15 protein-coding genes are annotated in these 17970 nt (G+C 61.2%); 5 read left to right on the top strand and 10 right to left on the bottom strand.

The features are described 5' to 3' along the window. Positions 1–55: 55 nt before the first annotated feature. From ACZ445_RS13035 to ACZ445_RS13050, 4 genes are all read right to left on the bottom strand, one after another. Entirely contained in the window at positions 56–805 is a 750-nt protein-coding gene (locus ACZ445_RS13035) for a hypothetical protein (RefSeq protein WP_058424880.1), read from the bottom strand. Between the two features lie 67 nt (positions 806–872). Then, a complete protein-coding gene (locus ACZ445_RS13040) occupies positions 873–1424 on the bottom strand; it encodes a hypothetical protein (RefSeq protein WP_058424879.1) in 552 nt (183 codons plus the stop codon). Further along, complete coding sequence (locus tag ACZ445_RS13045) at positions 1421–1882, bottom strand: hypothetical protein (protein ID WP_058424878.1); 462 nt, start codon at positions 1880–1882, stop codon at positions 1421–1423. Before ACZ445_RS13045 ends, ACZ445_RS13040 begins: the two co-directional genes overlap by 4 nt. 330 nt (positions 1883–2212) lie before the next feature. After that, entirely contained in the window at positions 2213–3208 is a 996-nt protein-coding gene (locus ACZ445_RS13050) for a FecR family protein (RefSeq protein WP_058424877.1), read from the bottom strand. A gap of 154 nt (positions 3209–3362) precedes the next feature. On the opposite strand from ACZ445_RS13050, the gene ACZ445_RS13055 reads away from it, so the two are divergent. After that, positions 3363–3632 (top strand): PepSY domain-containing protein, encoded by a 270-nt coding sequence (locus ACZ445_RS13055; RefSeq protein WP_058424876.1) that lies wholly within the window; start codon positions 3363–3365, stop codon positions 3630–3632. An 18-nt stretch (positions 3633–3650) separates the two neighbouring features. Here the strand turns inward: ACZ445_RS13055 and ACZ445_RS13060 are convergent, their stop codons facing one another. Next, the gene (locus ACZ445_RS13060) at positions 3651–8807 is read right to left on the bottom strand and encodes a dermonecrotic toxin domain-containing protein (RefSeq protein ID WP_464708419.1); all 5157 of its coding nucleotides are present in this window, start codon (positions 8805–8807) and stop codon (positions 3651–3653) included. A 189-nt stretch (positions 8808–8996) separates the two neighbouring features. On the opposite strand from ACZ445_RS13060, the gene ACZ445_RS13065 reads away from it, so the two are divergent. After that, the gene (locus tag ACZ445_RS13065; protein WP_464708421.1) at positions 8997–10025 is read left to right on the top strand and encodes an Ldh family oxidoreductase; all 1029 of its coding nucleotides are present in this window, start codon (positions 8997–8999) and stop codon (positions 10023–10025) included. A 37-nt stretch (positions 10026–10062) separates the two neighbouring features. On the opposite strand, the gene ACZ445_RS13070 is transcribed toward ACZ445_RS13065, so the two are convergent. Then, a complete protein-coding gene (locus tag ACZ445_RS13070) occupies positions 10063–10383 on the bottom strand; it encodes an ElaB/YgaM/YqjD family protein (RefSeq protein WP_310864175.1) in 321 nt (106 codons plus the stop codon). 163 nt (positions 10384–10546) lie between these two features. On the opposite strand from ACZ445_RS13070, the gene ACZ445_RS13075 reads away from it, so the two are divergent. Further along, positions 10547–10801: a hypothetical protein gene (locus ACZ445_RS13075; protein ID WP_058424873.1), complete on the top strand. Its 255-nt coding sequence runs from the start codon at positions 10547–10549 to the stop codon at positions 10799–10801. Here ACZ445_RS13075 and ACZ445_RS13080 read toward each other — a convergent pair. Continuing rightward, the gene (locus tag ACZ445_RS13080) at positions 10773–11687 is read right to left on the bottom strand and encodes a LysR family transcriptional regulator (RefSeq protein WP_179028718.1); all 915 of its coding nucleotides are present in this window, start codon (positions 11685–11687) and stop codon (positions 10773–10775) included. The two genes, ACZ445_RS13075 and ACZ445_RS13080, sit on opposite strands and share 29 nt — an antisense overlap. A gap of 84 nt (positions 11688–11771) precedes the next feature. Here ACZ445_RS13080 and ACZ445_RS13085 point away from each other — a divergent pair, with 84 nt between their 5' ends. After that, a complete protein-coding gene (locus tag ACZ445_RS13085; protein WP_464705320.1) occupies positions 11772–12698 on the top strand; it encodes a carbon-nitrogen hydrolase family protein in 927 nt (308 codons plus the stop codon). A 167-nt stretch (positions 12699–12865) separates the two neighbouring features. On the opposite strand, the gene ACZ445_RS13090 is transcribed toward ACZ445_RS13085, so the two are convergent. Both ACZ445_RS13090 and ACZ445_RS13095 read right to left on the bottom strand, forming a co-directional pair. Continuing rightward, positions 12866–13327 (bottom strand): LEA/WHy family protein, encoded by a 462-nt coding sequence (locus ACZ445_RS13090; protein WP_464705321.1) that lies wholly within the window; start codon positions 13325–13327, stop codon positions 12866–12868. A gap of 12 nt (positions 13328–13339) precedes the next feature. Further along, complete coding sequence (locus ACZ445_RS13095) at positions 13340–14767, bottom strand: nucleobase:cation symporter-2 family protein (protein WP_058424869.1); 1428 nt, start codon at positions 14765–14767, stop codon at positions 13340–13342. 234 nt (positions 14768–15001) lie between these two features. On the opposite strand from ACZ445_RS13095, the gene ACZ445_RS13100 reads away from it, so the two are divergent. Beyond that, a complete protein-coding gene (locus ACZ445_RS13100; RefSeq protein WP_058424868.1) occupies positions 15002–16627 on the top strand; it encodes a methyl-accepting chemotaxis protein in 1626 nt (541 codons plus the stop codon). Positions 16628–16763: 136 nt separating this feature from the next. Here ACZ445_RS13100 and ACZ445_RS13105 read toward each other — a convergent pair whose 3' ends face one another. Next, positions 16764–17912 (bottom strand): integrase core domain-containing protein, encoded by a 1149-nt coding sequence (locus ACZ445_RS13105; RefSeq protein ID WP_464707611.1) that lies wholly within the window; start codon positions 17910–17912, stop codon positions 16764–16766. Positions 17913–17970: the final 58 nt, after the last annotated feature.

Genomic DNA, 17970 nt, shown 5'->3' on the forward strand with positions numbered 1-17970 from the left:
CTGACCTAATGGACACTGGAATAAAAAAGGGCCTTGTTGCCAAGGCCCCGTTGGATCAGAAGCGCACGCCGCTGCTGCAAACGCTGCAGCCTTGGCCTACAGAGAGGCTGTTGCTGCCTTGGTTGCCGGCGCCGGATTGCAGGTTCACACCTACGTTGCCGGAGTTGCGGTTAACCGAGTTGTCGAGGCTCGAGTTGTTGGAGACATACTGAGGTTTGCCGCCATAGCCATAGCCGTGGCTGGTAGCCGCCGTGTTGAGGTAGTTGTTGGCGAGCGAGTTTTGCTCGGTATTGGCGGCCGCTGCGATGTTTTTGCCATCAGCTGTGGTGATCGCCAGGTTGTTTTTGCCTTGGTTGCCTTGACCGGCCTGGCCGTTGTAACCCACGTTGCCGGAGTTGCCGTTGATGCCGTTATCCACGGAGGCGTTGTTTTGAGTGCCCTTGTTGATGAAGTTATTCAGCGCGCTGTTTTGGTTGACATCGACTACCGCGAAAACGGTAGCAAAGTCGCCCTTGGCGCTGGAGATCGCGCCAGAGTTGTCAGCTTGGTTGCCGCTGCCGGATTGAACGTTAACGCCGACGTTACCGCTGTTGCCGTTCACCGAGTTGTCGTTAGACGCGTTATTTTCGGTTTTGGTGTCATCGAACTTGTTGCCGATGCTGTTTTGTACGTCCGTAACCACGGAGGCAACCACACCGGTAGGTTGAGGCGCTGGATGCCAGCCACCACCACCTGCTTGAGCTGCAGCAGCCATGAGTGCGGCGAGCGCGAAAACCATTGGTTTCAGAGCCATTTGAGGTTTCATGGTGTTTCTCCTTGCTTCTAATTAGTTGGTTAAGTGTTGGTACGGTCTAGCTAGTGCTACCAAGCCGTTACTTGATAGTGATGCCCAGGGTGTTAGCCACTCGGTTCCCCACCCCGGCACTCTGGTTCACCTGTATCACTCCTCGGCTGCCGGTGAAGGCCTGGTCGCTTGTGACGACCTGGCGGCTGCCAGTGGTGGGGGTGAGCCCTGAGTCGGTTGCCAGCGTCGTCGTGTTCTGTTGCAACAGGACGCTGTCGTCGATGGCTTGCGGGCCAGGATTGACACTGATCCGCACGGCATTGACTAATTGGTTATTGGCCCCGGCGGACTGGTTGACGCCCAACATGCCGTTGCCATTGGTAAAAGAAGTGCCCTCGATCGCCGCCTTGGCGTTCAGGGCAGGATCGACCTTGCCGTCCATCCTCTGGATATTGCCGGTGGTGGCCTGGCCGCCCAGCGTGACAGCGCGGTTGTTCGCCGTTTGCTGCTGGTTGCCCGCCGCCTGGTTGATCATCAGGTTGCCGGTGTAGTCCTTGCCGCTGTTGTTGATCACGGCGTTGTTGTCGGCCAGGGCCACGGCGCTGCCCAGCAGGGCCAGAATGAACAGGGAGCGTTTCATGGTTTGCCCCCCAGCATGCCGCCCAAATTGTTCAGGGGCGCCATGCCGCGCTGAATCGAATCGCTGATCTGCCCACCCATGCTGCCGCTGCCGCCCGAGCGGCTGGCTGCTGCGCCTGCGCCCAGCGTGGACATGCCGTTTTGCGTGGCACTCAAGCCGGTGAGGTTGCTGTTGGGCTGGAGGGCGGTGCGAGTGATGCCCAGGCCGCTGCTGACGCCGCCGAAGTCACGGTCGCTCAACTCGCCCGACAGGGCGCTGTTGATTTCTCGGCTGGGATTGGCGTTGGCGGTCTGGGGGTAAGGATCCGGGCCAAAGGAGGAGCGGCCATACATATGGCCCTGTACGTCGCGGCCCGTCACGATCACACCGTCACCTGCCAGGGCTGGAAGACTGATACTGGCGCTGAGTACACAGCTGGCCAGCAGTACGTTCATCGAACCTTGAGTGAGTGTGATCACGGCGGCATTCCTTATTCTTCACGCTGACCCTAAACAGCGTTGTCAGGGAAAGAGCAGAAGCCGTGCCGCTTTTGATTTATTAATGTTTTTCAAGGGCTTGCGAAAAGCGCAAGGCAAAATGATGGCCGTGCTGTATCAGCCATGAGACAACCGCCCTCGAAGGCCCGGCTATCGAGCCACTGCACAACCGCTTCACCCCGTTGTATCAGCGCTGTAACACCGTGCATGACGAAACGATGAATCCGCTGCGCACGGGCGATCCAGGGACGGTGTGTGTAAAAAAAATGGACAGTGCGGGCGCAACGAAGCCAAAAGCACGACGCAACAGGCTCAGCCTTTGGGGGCTTTACGCGGAATGGAATTGAGGACGGGATTGCCGTCCTGGTTCTGGGTCAGGTAGACCGGCAAAACCTTGGGCAGGGAGGGGATGAGGTTGCTGACCTCGTTGATGTTGTAGATGCCACCGATGCGAATCGCCCCGGTGTTGGCGTCGGCCAGCATCACCGGTTTGCTGAGGTAGCGGTTGATCAGCGGCAACGCATCGGCCAGGGCCAGGTTGTCGAGGATCAGCTTGCCCTGGCGCCAGGCCAGCGCCGAGTCATTCGGGCTGATCGCACGTACGCTGGGTGTGGCTTCGCCCTGTTGATAGCTGGCCTGCATGCCGGGGGTGAGGGGGACGCTGCCGTGCACCTGGTCGCTGCTGATCTGCACCGACCCTTCAAGCAGCATCACCCGCACCTGGTCTTCATATTTCCAGACGTTGAACTGGGTACCCGTCACGCGCACCTGGCCCGCGCCGGCGTGCACGACAAATGGGTGCGCACTGTCATGGCTGACCTTGAAGAACGCTTCGCCCTTGTTCAGGGTGACGCGGCGCTGGTCCTTGTAGTTGCTGTAGACCAGTTCGGTGCCCAGGTTGAGTTCCACCTGGCTGCCGTCGCCGAGCGTCACTTGGCGCAGGCCGTGGGCAGCCTCGTAGCGTTCATAGGAACTCGGCAGCCAACCGGCTTGCCAGCCGGTAAAGGCGGCGAGGGGCAGGGCGGCCAGGCAGATGGCGGCGGCCACCGCATAGGTGCGCATCCTGCTGCGCGGTTTGAACGGCATCACTACCGGCGCTATGTCGCTGCGCGGCAGGTGGTCAGCGACGTCCCAGATTTCCAGCATCGCCGCGTATTCAAAGGCGTGCAGGGGGTGCGAATCATGCCACTGGGCAAAGGCCTGACGTTCGCCGGGTGTGCAATCGCTTGCATGCAGGCGCATACACCAATGCGCGGCGGCGTCGGTGATAGCGTCATAGTCGGCTTCTGAAAGGGCTTTTTCGCTCATTAACTCGTCCTGATTTTGCACATTCTAACCTCCTGGGAGGGACGGCGAGAACAGCCATCATGGCGATTGCACATCAATTGGAACTTATTCTCGTTTGGATGCGCCTAAAAATTTCAGGACACGTGTCAGTCATTACCACCAATGGAGTACGAAAATGCTGAAGAAAACGTTAATCGCCCTGTGTGCAACCTCCGCATTGCTCAGCGCTGGCGCCGCCATGGCCGACCGCCCGGGCGCCGGTTGGATCACCATTGAAAAAGCCATCGAGGTGGCCAAGACCAAGGCCGGTTACGTCGAGGTCTATGCCGCCGAAGCCGATGACAACGGCTATTGGGAAGTCAAGGGGCGCAAGTCGGATGGCGTAGTGTACGAAGCCCGCATTGATGGGGCTTCGGGCAACGTCATACGCGACCAGAAAGACTGATACCCACCCGGGAGCCGCTCAGGCTCCCGGGTCCAGTTGGCGGCCCAGTTGGGCGATCATGTAGGCGATGGAGTCGGCATTGGCCAGGATGATGTCGATGCGTCTGTTGTCGTCACTCATGAATATCTGGCGCGCGTCGTCCAGCGTCTTGGCACCGGTGATGTTCAGTATCCGGTTACGTGCGGTTCGAGACGCGTGGCGCCGGCCCAGGTCTTCGAACTGCTGTGCGTAATCGTCCCAGATCTTGAACAACATGATGCCGGGTGTCTGGGTAGACAAGGCGTTCAAGCGCAGGTCATCCAATTCTGCATGCAGTTGCCGGCCGCGAGGAGTTTGCACATTGATCAGGTCGGTGAACGGACGCATGCTGTCCAGGTAGCTGATGTCCTCTGAGTCAGACACCAGGTGAGTAATTTCGTGGATCAGCGTGGTGGCGCGCGCATGTGCCACGATGTTGAAGGGGGCGTTCAAGCGGTTCTGGTAGATATTCAGGTTGGGTTCGAAAAAACGGTTGAGCAGGTAGATTTTTTTATCGACGTCGTCGGGCAAGGTGAAGGCATGCACGAGTTCCGGGTTGTAGCGTGCCGTCCCTGTGACGAAGCGCATCGAGTCCGGTCTGATCAACGTGGGATTCACCAGTTCGTTGAGCACTTCGTCGATCCGGGTTTCCACTTTGCTGACCTGCTCGGGACTCAACGCATGTGCCCCGAACAGCTCGGTAAAAAAGCGCCCCAGCCGGCTCAGCGGGTCACGCGTGAGCGCAAAGTTAAGGATGTTGCGTTTGCAGGTCACCGTGTAATACGTGGCGACGTTGAGCGCCTCATTGATGCACTGGGCTTTCCAACTGGACAGTGCGGCTATTTCGGCCATGCCCACGGCTTCGATATTGATCGAACCCCACTCGCCCATGCGAGTAGCGGCTCTACCCGCGGCACGCGACATCGTCTTGCCGAAACGCGGGTCACGGTGCCGCAGGTCCAGCACCCATTGGTTGGACGGCGTCAGCGCCAGCCCCGGCCCCGACTCTTGATCGCGATGGATACGCCAGTGGGTACCGGTTTTTCGCGCCGGGTAGACTTTGCCTGCCACCGGCACGTAGTTCCGGCCAGTGTCCACATCGTGATAGACCTGGGTCGTGGGGTCGTGCTTGAGGTCCGCCAGGGCAACTTCATGTTGTTCGAAGGTCTGCAACTGTGTGCGCTGCGGGGCAGTGATATCCAGCGTGGCGAGGGTGGTGGTCGCAGAGACGTCCGTCCAGTCACTGTCATCGACGGTGGTCGCGGGTTCACTGTCCGGGTATAACCGGTTGAGCGCCTTGCGCAAGGACGCCAATTCGGCCACGCCGCCGGCAAAGGTCCTGAGTGCGTCGCCCCAGCGATGTTGTTGCAAGTGTTCACTCGAGGCTTTGAACAGCTTGTAGCTGCGCCACACCACCAACGGGTACGCGAGCTTGCCGGCCAAGAAGGTCAGTGCATTGGGAACGCCTTTATGCAGCAGGCGACCGACCACTCCCCATTGCGCCGCGCCTTGCTTGTCGAATTGACAGGCGAGCATTTTTGTCAGCAGTACGATGTTGTCCTTGAACAGGCGCATCAGGATATTGCCCAGGATGCGAGTAGACCCCAGCCGGATATCCGCCGTGTCGCGCCGATGCTGCGCAAGCAGGTTACGGTAGGTGGCCTGGTGGGGCGGGTCCAGTTGTTGGAGGATCCATTCCTGCAACGGTCCCGGGGTGGTGAGTTCATTCAGTAAGTCTTCTTCCCGTGCATACTCGCGCAGCACGTGCTGCGGGCTGTAGGGCGCGTATAACACCCAGGGTCCGCTGGCATGTGCCTCAGGCCCGATCAGGTAGACACCCTGCACCTGCGCCACCGAGGCACCGACTGTGGCCACCAATTGCAAGGGGCGAATGCACGCCGTCACGCCACTGACCTGAGCGCGGGCGACCGCGTCGGGCATGTCGAAGACCTGCTGGATGAACCCCCAGGCTGTGGCGGAAATCCTTTCTTCGAGCTTTTCCTCGTGGGCGTATTGCAGCAACTGCCAGGGCAGCTGCCGGCAATAGCGTCGGCGGCGCGTTTGGGCGTCTTTGTCCGTGGCCTGCAGATGGTTGGTCAGCCATGTCTGATACACCGATTTGAGGTCTAACTGCTGCACCATTTGCACCACCGCTTTACCGTCCAGCGCAGAGGGCAACGGTGTAGCGGTGCGCGAGCGCGGGAGGATGTCATCGGCCTGCAGGTCGGGGAGATGGCGCTGGGCAAAGTCGGTCAGGCTCTGGGTGTTGCCGTTCAGCGCCTTGCGGATAGGGATCAGGACATTGTCGGGGTGTAGCCCCAGGCCGGGGAAACGCGCCTCCAGCAGCGTAACCAATGCAGCGGTGACCTGCTCGTTGAGCGGTGTGATCCCGTGCAAATAATCCTGTTCATCCGGTGCGCTGACGCGGTATTGCTCGAGCAATTCGGCGTGCAGGATCTGCTCATCGGGCGCCGCCATCCCCAGCCATACGGGGAGTGCCTGTTGGTTGGCCATGGCCCGTGCCAGTTGCATGGCCCTGGGCAGGTTGGTGGGCAGCGCCTGCTGCATCACCACGTCCAGATAGTCCTGCAGGCGCCGCGCCCCCAGGTTCATCGCCAGCACAGCATCGACGTTATCGGTGAGGGTGTCGGTATGGCTTTGCAGGCGATTGTCCAGCAGGTCGTCATCGATACGTTGCAAAGCACCCAGGGTGTAGACCTGGTGCGGGCTGCGCAGGCGCATCGGCAGGTTTTCCAGGAAGGGCAGACGCTGGAGGGGGTCATGCAGGCGTTGTCGCACTGTCTCACGCAGGTGCTGTATGGAATTGAACACTTCATGACCGCCGCGGGGCGTCCACAGCGCCGCCTGGCCGGAGCGCTGCGGGTCGGTGCCGCCGCGCTCGGTCAGCACCAGGCAGTTGGCCAGGGGCTGCGGTGGTGAATTGGCGTCCACCATCAGGGTCAGCCCGTACGCGTCCGGCAGGAAGCCATTCAAGGCGTGGCGCTTCACCCGCAGCAGGCTGTCGGGGCGCAACACGGTGTCGAGCATCTCCTGGCCGCGCTGCCTGAGGGTGTTGTCCAACTGTCGCAGTTCTGACTCGCTGCGCAGCCCGAGCATCAAGGCGTGCCGTAGGTGAGCGCGATGACTGTTGAGGAACATCTGCGGCAGTGGGCGTACATCGTGGTTGGCGAAGGTCATCATCGCGGTGTCGATGATCGTATTGAACGTCGTCGTGGTCAGGCTGTTCAACTGGTAAGCGACGCCGCCGCGTGGTGTACCGTAGAACCCGACAGTGGGCGATTCGGGGACCGAAACGGCCTCCTGCGCGAGGCGTTCGATGAAGTGTTCGATCATGCTCAATGAACGCAGGGGCACTCGATCCTCGCGCTGCTGTGCGGCGGTCGCATAGGTGTTGATCAGCACCTCGTCGGCCAGCAGCGGCAGGTGGTGCTTGTCCAGCTCCACATTCAGCGCATGGGCAGCCAACCGCCTGAGCGTCGGATGTGCCGCACGGTCCGAGGCCAGTGCCTGTTCAACCGTATTCAATTGCGCCCATTGTTGCTTGGCGCGCTCCGCCTGCACCGTGGACGGGCGCCCATTGCTGCTGGTGATGGGGTGCAGGCTCCAGCGCCCGCCGGCGTCCAGTGTGTACAGGCGATGGTCGATCAGGCCGCGTACATCCAGGGCGCAGTCCAGCAGTGCTTCCAGGTTCACCTGGCCGTCGCTGCGGCGGTACAGGCCCATGGCGTATTCCATGTTGCTCAGTTGCTTGGCCGTAATGTCCTCGGCCAGCTCGGTGAAGATGTCGCCGGAGATGGGCACGCCAATAATCTGCAGCGGGTCGAGACCGAGCAGCACATTGCGCTCGTCCAGGGACAGGAAGTTGAGCAATTCGTCCTCATGCCCGCTGGCCTTGAGCATGCTGATCAAGGTGGCGTTCAGATCCTCCATGTTCTTGAGCACCTGCAAGCCGCGGGTCTGGGTGTACAGGTACGCGTGGCTGTTGCTGATCATCAGCGTGCCGGCCAGGTCGACGTAGTGCTGGGAGGGCGCGCTGACGCGGATCTTTTCGATGCGCAGGTTCTCGGCATGGGCGGTGCGCGCCCCCGAGTCCGGGAGAAACATGGCCAGCAACTGCTGGCTGTCTTCGGCGCTCAAAATGCCTTGTTGGCGCTTGAGCAACAGATCGACGCGGAACGTGTCGCTGAGGGTCTGGGCCACCAGCCCCAGGCGGGAGTGGCCGTCCTTGATGTCTTCGTTCCAGTAGGTCTGCAACAGGCTGCCGAGCAGTTTCGACAGGATGCCGGCGGTCTGCTCCACCACGCTCTCCCAGCGACGCTGGTCTTGGGCGAGCTGGGTCGGTGTCCGGCCCGCAGTGACCTGTTTGGGGTGGGTAAAGGTGCGCGTCTGCCCGATGGGCCAGGCCTGTTTCAAGTAATAGTGCAGCAAGGCCTCGCTCAACGGCACGGAGGCCAGCCACTGCTGGTCGGCGGTCGACGCCGGGTCTCTGAGCGCAAAGCTGTTCATGCGCGCATCGCGGTGATCGAGGCTGGGGAAGTCGGTGCGCGCCATGACGGCCAGGGACGTGTCGAGCATCGTCGGCAAACCGGGGATGCGGCGCAACTGGTCGAGCAGGCCTTGCACGTTGTGTTGTTGGGCGTGCTGGATCGCGTGTTCCTGATGTTCCATCACCGGGCCTTCAATGGCTTGGGCCACCACGGTCGGTGCTTTTTCCGCGTCCAGGGTTGTGCGCTGGGCAATCGACAGCAAGCGCAGCAAGTCGACGCGCCGGGAGCGGTCCTTCAGGCGCTCGGTGATCTCGGTGAGCAAGTCGGCGCGGCTGTCGAACACTTCCAGCCCGTCATAGGGCGTGTAGAGCAGTGCCTTTTGCCCGTCGGGGCTGGGGCTCATGATGAAGGCGCCGGCGAGGGGAATGTCCGGTTTCTGCTTCACCTGCAGCAGCAGGCTTTCCACGACCATGGGCGCTTCCTGGCGTACCGGGTTTCGGCGTGCGTGGTCGGTCGCGTAATACAGGCGATGCAGCCAGTCCAGGTCCTTGACGGTCAACCCCAGCGCACGTTCTCGCGGTGTGGGTTCGTCTCTTTTTAGGGGCAGCAGGAATTCATCGAAGAAGTAGGGAGGGGTGACCCGGGCCATTGCATACTCACCGTCGTTGGATGAAGGCCTCAGGGTAGGGAGGGCCGCCGAGGGGGCGGCGGTAAATAAGTGCAGCGGTGGGGGCCGATGCACAAACAGACGTTGACAGCATGCGCGGGCCGCGTTGTTTAATCGTGGGCCTGGATTTCACGCTGGTTGCCCCTTCCAATCATAAAATCGGAGCTTCAGATGTCACAGGTCCATGAGCAGGCTACGGCCCGCATCGGCTTTACCGAACTGGTGGCGTTGCTTCATCAGGTCTTCGTGAACCATGGCACCTCCCCCGAGGTGGCCGCGATCCTGGCGCGCAACTGCGCCAGTGCCGAGCGCGATGGTGCCCATAGCCATGGGGTGTTCCGTATTCCCGGTTACCTCAGCACCCTGGCCAGCGGCTGGGTGGATGGCAAGGCGGTGCCGGTGGTCACGGATGTCGCCTCAGGGTTTGTTCGCGTGGACGCCGCCAACGGCTTCGCCCAACCGGCGCTTGAAGCCGCCCGCGCGCTGCTGGTGGAGAAAGCCCGCAGTGCCGGCATTGCGCTGCTGGCGATCCATAATTCCCACCATTTCGCCGCCCTGTGGCCGGATGTCGAGCCATTCGCCGAAGAAGGCCTGGTGGCCCTGAGCGTGGTCAACAGCATGACCTGCGTGGTGCCCCATGGCGCCGACCGCCCGTTGTTCGGCACCAACCCCATCGCCTTTGCCGCACCCCGCGCCGATGGCTTGCCGATTGTATTTGACCTGGCCACCAGCGCCATTGCCCACGGCGATGTGCAGATCGCCGCGCGCAAAGGCGAGCGCCTGCCGCCGGGCATGGGCGTTGACAGCCTGGGCCAGCCGACCCAGGACCCCAAGGCGATCCTGGAAGGCGGCGCACTCCTGCCGTTTGGCGGGCACAAGGGCTCGGCGTTGTCGATGATGGTCGAGTTGCTGGCAGCGGCGTTGACCGGCGGCAATTTTTCCTTCGAATTCAATTGGGCCGATCATCCGGGCGCACGCACACCCTGGACCGGCCAGTTGCTGATCGTGATCGACCCGAGCAAGACCGCCGGGCAAGCGTTCGCCGAGCGCAGCCAGGAGCTGGTGCGGCAGATGCATGCGGTGGGGTTGCGGCGGTTGCCGGGGGATCGGCGCCATCGCACACGGGCGAAGTCGCAGGAGCTGGGGATCGAAATCGATCGCAAAGAGCTGGAACACTTGCGGGAGATCGCGGGACTTTAAACAGGGCTGCGCCGCTGGCGCAGCCCGTCTTGCTTACTTAGTTGCGGCGACCGAGCAGCAGGCCGACCACCAGGCCAAACCCTGCGGAAATCGCTACGGTCTGCCACGGGTGGCCACCGATGTAGGTCTCGGTGGCATCCACCACCGGCTTGCCGCGCTCGCGCACATTGGACACCGAGTCCAGGGCTTGCTTGAGCTTGATGGCGACCTGCTCGCGCAGGGTTTCGCCTTCTTCGCCGACCAGGGCGGCGCTGCTTTTGAGCAGTTTGTCCGATTCTTCGATCAGCGCGGTCAGTTCGCTGAAGGCTTGGTCCTTGATTTGGTCTTCGACGGCTTGGGCAGCGGTTTTGCGGGCCATTGTGTGACTCCTTGCGAGTGAATGTGGCAGTGAACAATGGAGTATCGGCCAGCGGCAAAAGTTGCAGTTTTTTTGCCGCCGCCTGTTCTTGAGCAAAATCCGGATCAGGAAATTTCGACCTACAGTGTAAGATGTCGCCTATTTGTGCAGCAGGTAATTCAACATGAGCTTCAATCTCGCCAATAAGACCCTCGCCGAACGCGCCGAGCTGGAAGATGAAAAGTCGCGCCTCTACGACCTGTGGCAAACCAACCTGGGCAAGGCCAAGGGCGAAGCCGCACGCTTGTTCGGCGAGCGCGCCAAGCGCAAGGGCAAGTGGGCCGAATGGGTCCGCGCAGAGCTCGACGGCATGTCGCCGCCGGAGTTTTCCAACATGGTGCGCAGCGAAGTCAACAAGCTGATGGCGGCCAACAAGTAAAGCTTGCCACGATGGCTTCACGCACTTTCAGCAACAACGGATCAAGCTGCGCCTGGGTGCGCCAGCCCAGCTCCACCGGGTAGCGCGGCAGTGCCAGCGGGCAGGGCAACACGCGCAGGCCGGTCATCTCGGCAATGGCCTGGGCCGCATGCCCTGGAATGGTCGCCACGGCTTGGCTGCCCTTGAGCAAAAAGGGCAGCGCGGCAAAGTGGCTGGTCGACGCACACACCTGGCGGCTCAGGCCCTGCGCCGCCAAGCCTTCATCGGTGATGCCGATAAACCCGCCTGACGACACCAGAATGTGCTCGCGCGTGACGAACTCGTCCAGGCTGATGTGTGCCTGGTCCGAATCCACCAGGCAGCGATAATCACCTTCCCCCAGCACCTGCCGGCTCAGCCTGCCCTGGGCAAAACCGCCAGCGGTAATTGCCAGATCCAGGGTGCGGTCGAGCAGGGCGCCGGCGACGATCTGGCTGTGGGTCTGACGGAAAATCACCCGCAATTTGGGCGCACGTTGTGCAATTGCTTCTATAAGATGGCGGCCATAGGCCAGCTCGAAATCATCGGATAACCCAAGCACCACCGAGCGACCCTGATACTGCTGGTTATCCGGATTGACCATTGCCAGGCTCTGCCGACAGCGGTCCAGCGCCTCACTGATCACCGGCTTCAGTTGGTTGGCCCGTAATGTCGGCGCCAGGCCGCGCCCGGTACGCACGAACAGTTGATCGCCATACACCTCGCGCAAGCGCCGCAACCCCGCGCTGATCGCCGATTGCGTGACGCCCAGGCGCAAGGCTGCGCGACTGGCGCTGGACTCGTCGTGCAGGGCCTCGAAGGTTTTCAGCAGGTTGAGATCGACCTGGTCGATATTTATTTGGCTCATATCATTCAGCACTTAAGTGGGCTTTATTCATGATCCGGGCTGGCGGGAGAATGGGCAACCCCCCCTATATCTGGAGTGATCGTGATGCCTGTTTCTACTGTCGCAGCCCTGCAAATCGGCTCCTTGCCCGACGGCAAGGCTGAAACCCTGGCGCAAATCCTGGGTTATGAGGACGAGATCCTGCGCAGCGGCGCGCAATTGGTGGTGATGCCTGAAGCGCTGCTGGGTGGTTATCCCAAAGGTGAGGCCTTCGGCACACAGCTGGGTTATCGCCTGCCGGAAGGCCGCGAAGCCTTTGCCCGTTATTTCGCCAATGCCATCGATGTACCGGGCGCGGAAACCGAGGCGCTGGCCGGCCTGTCGGCACGTACCGGTGCCAGCCTGGTGCTCGGTGTGATCGAGCGCAGCGGCAGCACCCTGTATTGCACCGTGCTGTATTTCGAACCGGCGGGCGGCCTGGTGGCCAAGCACCGCAAGCTGATGCCCACCGGCACCGAACGGTTGATCTGGGGCAAGGGCGACGGCTCGACGCTGCCGGTGATCGACACCGCAGTGGGCCGGGTCGGTGGGGCGGTGTGCTGGGAAAACATGATGCCGCTGCTGCGTACGGCGATGTATGCCAAAGGCGTGGAAGTGTGGTGCGCGCCGACGGTGGATGAGCGCGAGATGTGGCAGGTGAGCATGCGCCATGTGGCTCACGAAGGGCGTTGCTTTGTGGTGAGTGCCTGCCAGGTGCAGGCCTCGCCCGAGGCGCTGGGGGTCGAGATCGCCAACTGGCCGGCAGACCGCCCGTTGATCGCGGGCGGCAGCGTGATTGTCGGGCCGATGGGCGACATTCTCGCCGGGCCATTGCTGGGAGAAGCCGGGCTGCTGACGGCGCAAATCAATACGGATGACTTGGTGCGCGCGCGGTATGACTATGACGTGGTGGGCCACTACGCCCGACCGGATGTCTTCGAGCTGACGGTGGACGAGCGCGCCAAGCCCGGCGTGCGCTACCTGACGGATTGAGCAAAATCCTGTGGCGAGCGGGCTTGCCCCGCGTTGGGATGCGCAGCATAGGGGGGGCGAAGCCGCCCTGAAGCAAGCGACCGTTTTTGTCTGACACTGTGCGGAGCCTGGGCTGCTACGCAGCCCAACGCGGGGCAAGCCCGCTCGCCACAAGTGAGTCGCGTCAATTACCAGGTGGCGGTATTGGGCAGGTCCAGCGTGCCACGGTCCACAAAGCGCAGGGTGCCGAACAGCCCGCCCGCCAATTTGCCCCGCAGCACGTAGGGCAGGTTGTTCAGGCTCTGGGTCTGGCTCAGGCCCAGGGTCTGACGCAACACGGAAAACGCCGAAACACTCACCGGCACCATCAGGACCGTCTCGGAAAAACGTGGGATGGAGCCCCTCTGGTCACTCACCCCCGACGCCAACGGCCGGCCATTGACCTCAAGGTCCATGGCCACGCCGTTGTAGTCGATCGCCGTTTCATTGGGGTTCTGCACCCGCAGTTTCACGGCGAAGCGCACTTCCAGGTCCTGGCTTTGCAGGGGCTCGATGCCCACTACGTTGATGTTCGCCGGATCACGGTTGGGGAACAGTGCACAGGCGCTCAAGGTCAGCAGCAACAGCGATAGAACCATGAGCTTGCGCATACAATGGTGCTCCTATTTCGTGACGTCCGGGTCCTGCATCACTTTGAGGGTAGAGGATTCCGGATCAAATTCATCTTCTTCCAGCTCTATGAACTCTTCCGGCAGGAAAATGTTCAGCAGGATTGCACAGAAAGCGCCCACGGTGATCGGCGACTCGAAGATGTTGTGCAGCGCCTTGGGCAGCTCGCGCAATACTTCCGGCACGGCGGCGACGCCCAGGCCCATGCCGAGGGAGATCGCCACGATCAGCACATTGCGCCGGTGCAACCCGGCTTCGGCAAGGATCTTGATCCCAGCGACGGCCACGGTGCCGAACATGATCAGGGTGGCGCCGCCCAGTACCGGCTTGGGCATCAGTTGCAGCACCGCACCGATCATCGGGAACAGCCCCAGCAGCACCAGCAGGCCGGCGATAAAGTACGCCACGTAGCGGCTGGCTACGCCGGTCAACTGGATCACGCCGTTGTTCTGGGCGAAGGTCACCATCGGCAGGCTGTTGAAGGTGGCGGCCATCGCCGAGTTGAGGCCATCGGCCAGCAGGCCGGACTTGATGCGCTTGATGTACAGCGGGCCTTTGACCGGCTGTTGGGAAATCATCGAGTTGGCTGTCAGGTCGCCGGCTGCTTCCAGCGGCGAAATCAGGAAGATCACCGCCACCGGGATAAACGCCACCCAGTCGAACGAGAAGCCGTATTTGAACGGCACCGGCACGCTGATCAACGGCACCTCGGGCAGCGCCGCCATGTCCACGCGGCCCAGCAGCCAGGCCACGACGAAGCCCAGGGTCAGGCCGATCACGATCGAGCCCAGGCGCAGGAAGGGGTTATTGAAGCGGTTGAGCACCACGATGGTCAGCAGCACCAGCGCCGCCAGGCCCATGTTGCTCGCCGCGCCAAGGTCGCTGGCGCCAAACCCGCCGGCCATGTCAGTAACCGCCACCTTGATCAGCGACAATCCCATGAGTGTGATGATGGTGCCGGTGACCACCGGGGTGATCAGCTTGCGCAGCTTACCGATGAACTGGCTGAGCACCACCTCGATAAACGCGGCGAAAAAGCAGATGCCAAAGATCGTCGAGAGGATTTCGTCGGTGCCGCCACCCCGGGCCTTGACCATGAAGCCCGCGCTGAGAATCACGCTGATAAACGAGAAACTGGTGCCTTGCAGGCACAGCAGCCCCGAGCCGATCGGGCCGAAGGTGCGCGCCTGCACAAAGGTGCCGAGCCCTGACACGAACAGCGCCATGCTCACCAGGTACGGCACTTCGCTTTCCAGGCCCAGCACGCCGCCGACGATCAGCGTAGGCGTAATGATCCCGACGAAGCTCGCCAACACATGCTGCAGTGCGGCGAATATCGCGGCGGTGAAGTGCGGGCGGTCTTCCAGGCCGTAGATCAGGTCGGATTTATAGCGGGGGCGCGGAGCTTGAGCGTCAGACAAAGTGCGGGCTCGGGTCAGAAAATGGAGGCGCAGGATGCCAGAAACTGCCTGTCGTCAGAAGTGTAAAAAAATATTTATAAAGCCCCCTGCGGGAAACCACAGCGCCGGCCGATAGCGTGGTCAGGCCCACATACTAATGACAACGGTGGTGACCAAGGTCTGGGCAGTGCGTTGACGCTGACAGATCGTTTCGCGGCAGGGACGCGCGCAGACACTACTTTTGAGAGCACCCCCATGTCCATCCGTAATCTGAATATCGCTCCTCGCGCTTCTCTCGGTTTCGCGTTTATTGCTGTGTTGGTGGTTGTATTGGGGGTGTTTGCGGTCAACCGTATGACGCTGATCCGCCAGGCCTCGGTGGACATGAGTACCAATCAACTGCCGAGCGTGACGTCACTGTCGGTGATCACCGAAAACGTGCTGCGTATGCGCATCCTTTCGTTCCGCGTGCTGGTCAACCGTGAGCCTGCCGGCCTTCAGGAAGCTGAAGTGCGTATCGGCGTGCTGGCCGACAAGGTGAAGACCGCCCAGGCCAGTTACGCAGCCTTGCCTGCCGGGCCCGAGGAGGCCGCCCTGTACAAGGTATTCACGACCACCCTGGACAACTATCTCAAGGCCCAGGCCGAGATGCTGGCGCTGTCCAGGCAGAACAAGGTCGATGAGATGCGTGCCCTGATCAATACGCGGATCAAGGACGGCACCGACCAGATGGGCGAGCAACTGAACAAGCTGATCGCCATCAACGCGGCGGATGCCAAGCAAGCCGACGAGGAAGCCGGGCAAAGTTACGACAGTGCTATCACCGGTGTTGTGGTTGTTTCGGTCGTTGCCGCGCTGATGACCGTGTTGCTGGCCTGGTTGCTCACCCGCAGCATCGTCGCCCCTTTGCGCAAAGCCGTGGAAGTGGCCGAAACCATCGCCGGTGGCAACCTGACCAAGACCATTGAAGACGGCGGCAAGGATGAACCGGCCCGTTTGCTCAAGGCCTTGTCGACCATGCAAGGCAACCTCCGTCAGACCATTCAGCACATTGCCGGCTCGGCCACCCAACTGGCGTCTGCCGCTGAAGAGCTGAGCGCGGTCACCGAGGAAGCCTCCAAGGGCCTGCAACAACAGAACAACGAAATCGACCAGGCCGCCACGGCGGTCAACGAGATGACGGCGGCGGTGGAAGAAGTGGCGCGCAACGCGGTGTCCACCTCCGAGGCGTCGACCCAGTCCAACCAGGCGGCGCGGGAAGGGCGCGACCGCGTGGTGGAAACCGTCGGCGCGATCCAGACCATGACCCAGGACGTGCAGACCACTGCCGCGATGATCGAAGGCCTGGCCACCCAAGGCCGGGACATTGGCAAGGTGCTGGACGTGATCCGCGCGATTGCCGAACAGACCAACCTGCTGGCGCTCAACGCCGCCATCGAAGCGGCACGTGCCGGTGAGGCCGGGCGTGGTTTTGCGGTGGTGGCCGACGAAGTGCGGGCACTGGCCCACCGTACGGCGCAGTCGACCCAGGAAATCGAGAAAATGGTCGCCGGTATCCAGAACGGCACCGGTGAAGCCGTGCAGTCCATGCAACAGAGCAACCAGCGCACCCAGGACACCCTGGAAATGGCCCGCGCCGCCGGTGTGGCCCTGGAGCAGATCACCCAGTCCATCAGCCTGATCAACGAGCGCAACCTGGTGATCGCCAGTGCCTCGGAAGAACAGGCCCAGGTGTCCCGCGAAGTGGACCGCAACCTGGTCAATATCCGTGACCTGGCGACCCAGTCGGCGGCGGGTGCCAACCAGACCAGCGCGGCCAGCCACGAGCTGTCGCGGTTGGCGGTGGACCTGAATGGAATGGTGGCCAGGTTCGTTATCTGACCTGAAATGAGGTCAAAAGGTGGGAGGGGGGCTTGCCCCCGATTGCAATGTGTCAGCTAGACATTGGCTGACTGATACACCGCCATCGGGGTGTAGAACCGTAGACATCGTTTACATCTGAAACCGGGGACATCGTTTACACATTTGAGGCTTGGACGCGGGTCATACCTCGTCCAAGCCTCCCCAAGGGATAATCACACAGGTACAAATCCCAGGCATCATCCTCAGCTTCTTTAAGCCCTATCCTTTCTCCGGATAGGGCCTCGCTGACAAATACCAACTTGCCGTTCCACTTGATCGATCCATCCTGCCTGACGCTTCGCACCCGCATTTCTGCCGGATACTCCACATCGGGCAAGCACCCTGGGTAAAGCCGAGTAGACGGCACGTACACATCTCCCGGACGTTTCATACCAAGCGCTTCATGAGGGCGTACGTAATTGAACTCATGCCGGAAGTGCTCCAGCAAAAGCTGCTGCTCCACCAAGTTGCTCCCTAGCGGTAGCTCAAGTTTCAGGCTGCGATGCATTCGTTCGTGTCGACCATTCTGGGCAGGTCTTCCCGGCATGGTTCGCTCGGGATAGATACCTAAACGGATCCACCAGACGGCCAGTGTGGATATCCTCGCCAGGCCAGGAGAGGCGAAAGGGACTCCGTTGTCAGAACGAATGACTTCCGGCATGCCGTAATCCTGAAAAAGCCGCTCAAAGGTTTGTTTTACAGGCTGGGTCATGATTTTAGGATGAGCCCTGCAAGCCAGAATCAAACGGGATGCATGGTCTGTAACCGTCAGCGGGAAGCACATCTGGGCGTTGAGCATCTTGAATTGCCCTTTGTAGTCCACGCACCAGGTTTTGTTGGGGTCATTGGCCTCTCGCATTTCAATATGCGAGGTACCGTGCCGACGCTTGAACCGCCGTTTTCTGACCAGCCCAAGTCGGTCAAGCCATTGGCCGGCTGTACTGGGAGACGGCCAATCGATAGAGGGATCTTCAATTCGCAATAGCTCAATGAGCTTCTTTGGCCCCCATTTATCGTGGGCTTCCTTCATGGCCACTACGCGAGCGAGGATCTTATCGTCGGTCTTGTTGGGGCTGTTGTGGGGTCGACGAGAAACCTCGGCTAACGACTTCAAATCGCCGTTATGCCGAGCAATCCATTTGTCTACGGTAGGTCGACTGACACCGAAGCGGCGGGCCAGTTGGCTTTTCGTGAAGTTACCCGAAAGCCAGTCAGCAACCAGCTTGATTCGTTGGTTCATGGGGGACTCTTGGTTCCAGGGCATGATCAGTTACCTCCTGATCATGCGTATTAACCTGTAAACCATGTCCCCGGTTAGAAAT

This window comes from Pseudomonas allii (genome assembly GCF_055380095.1).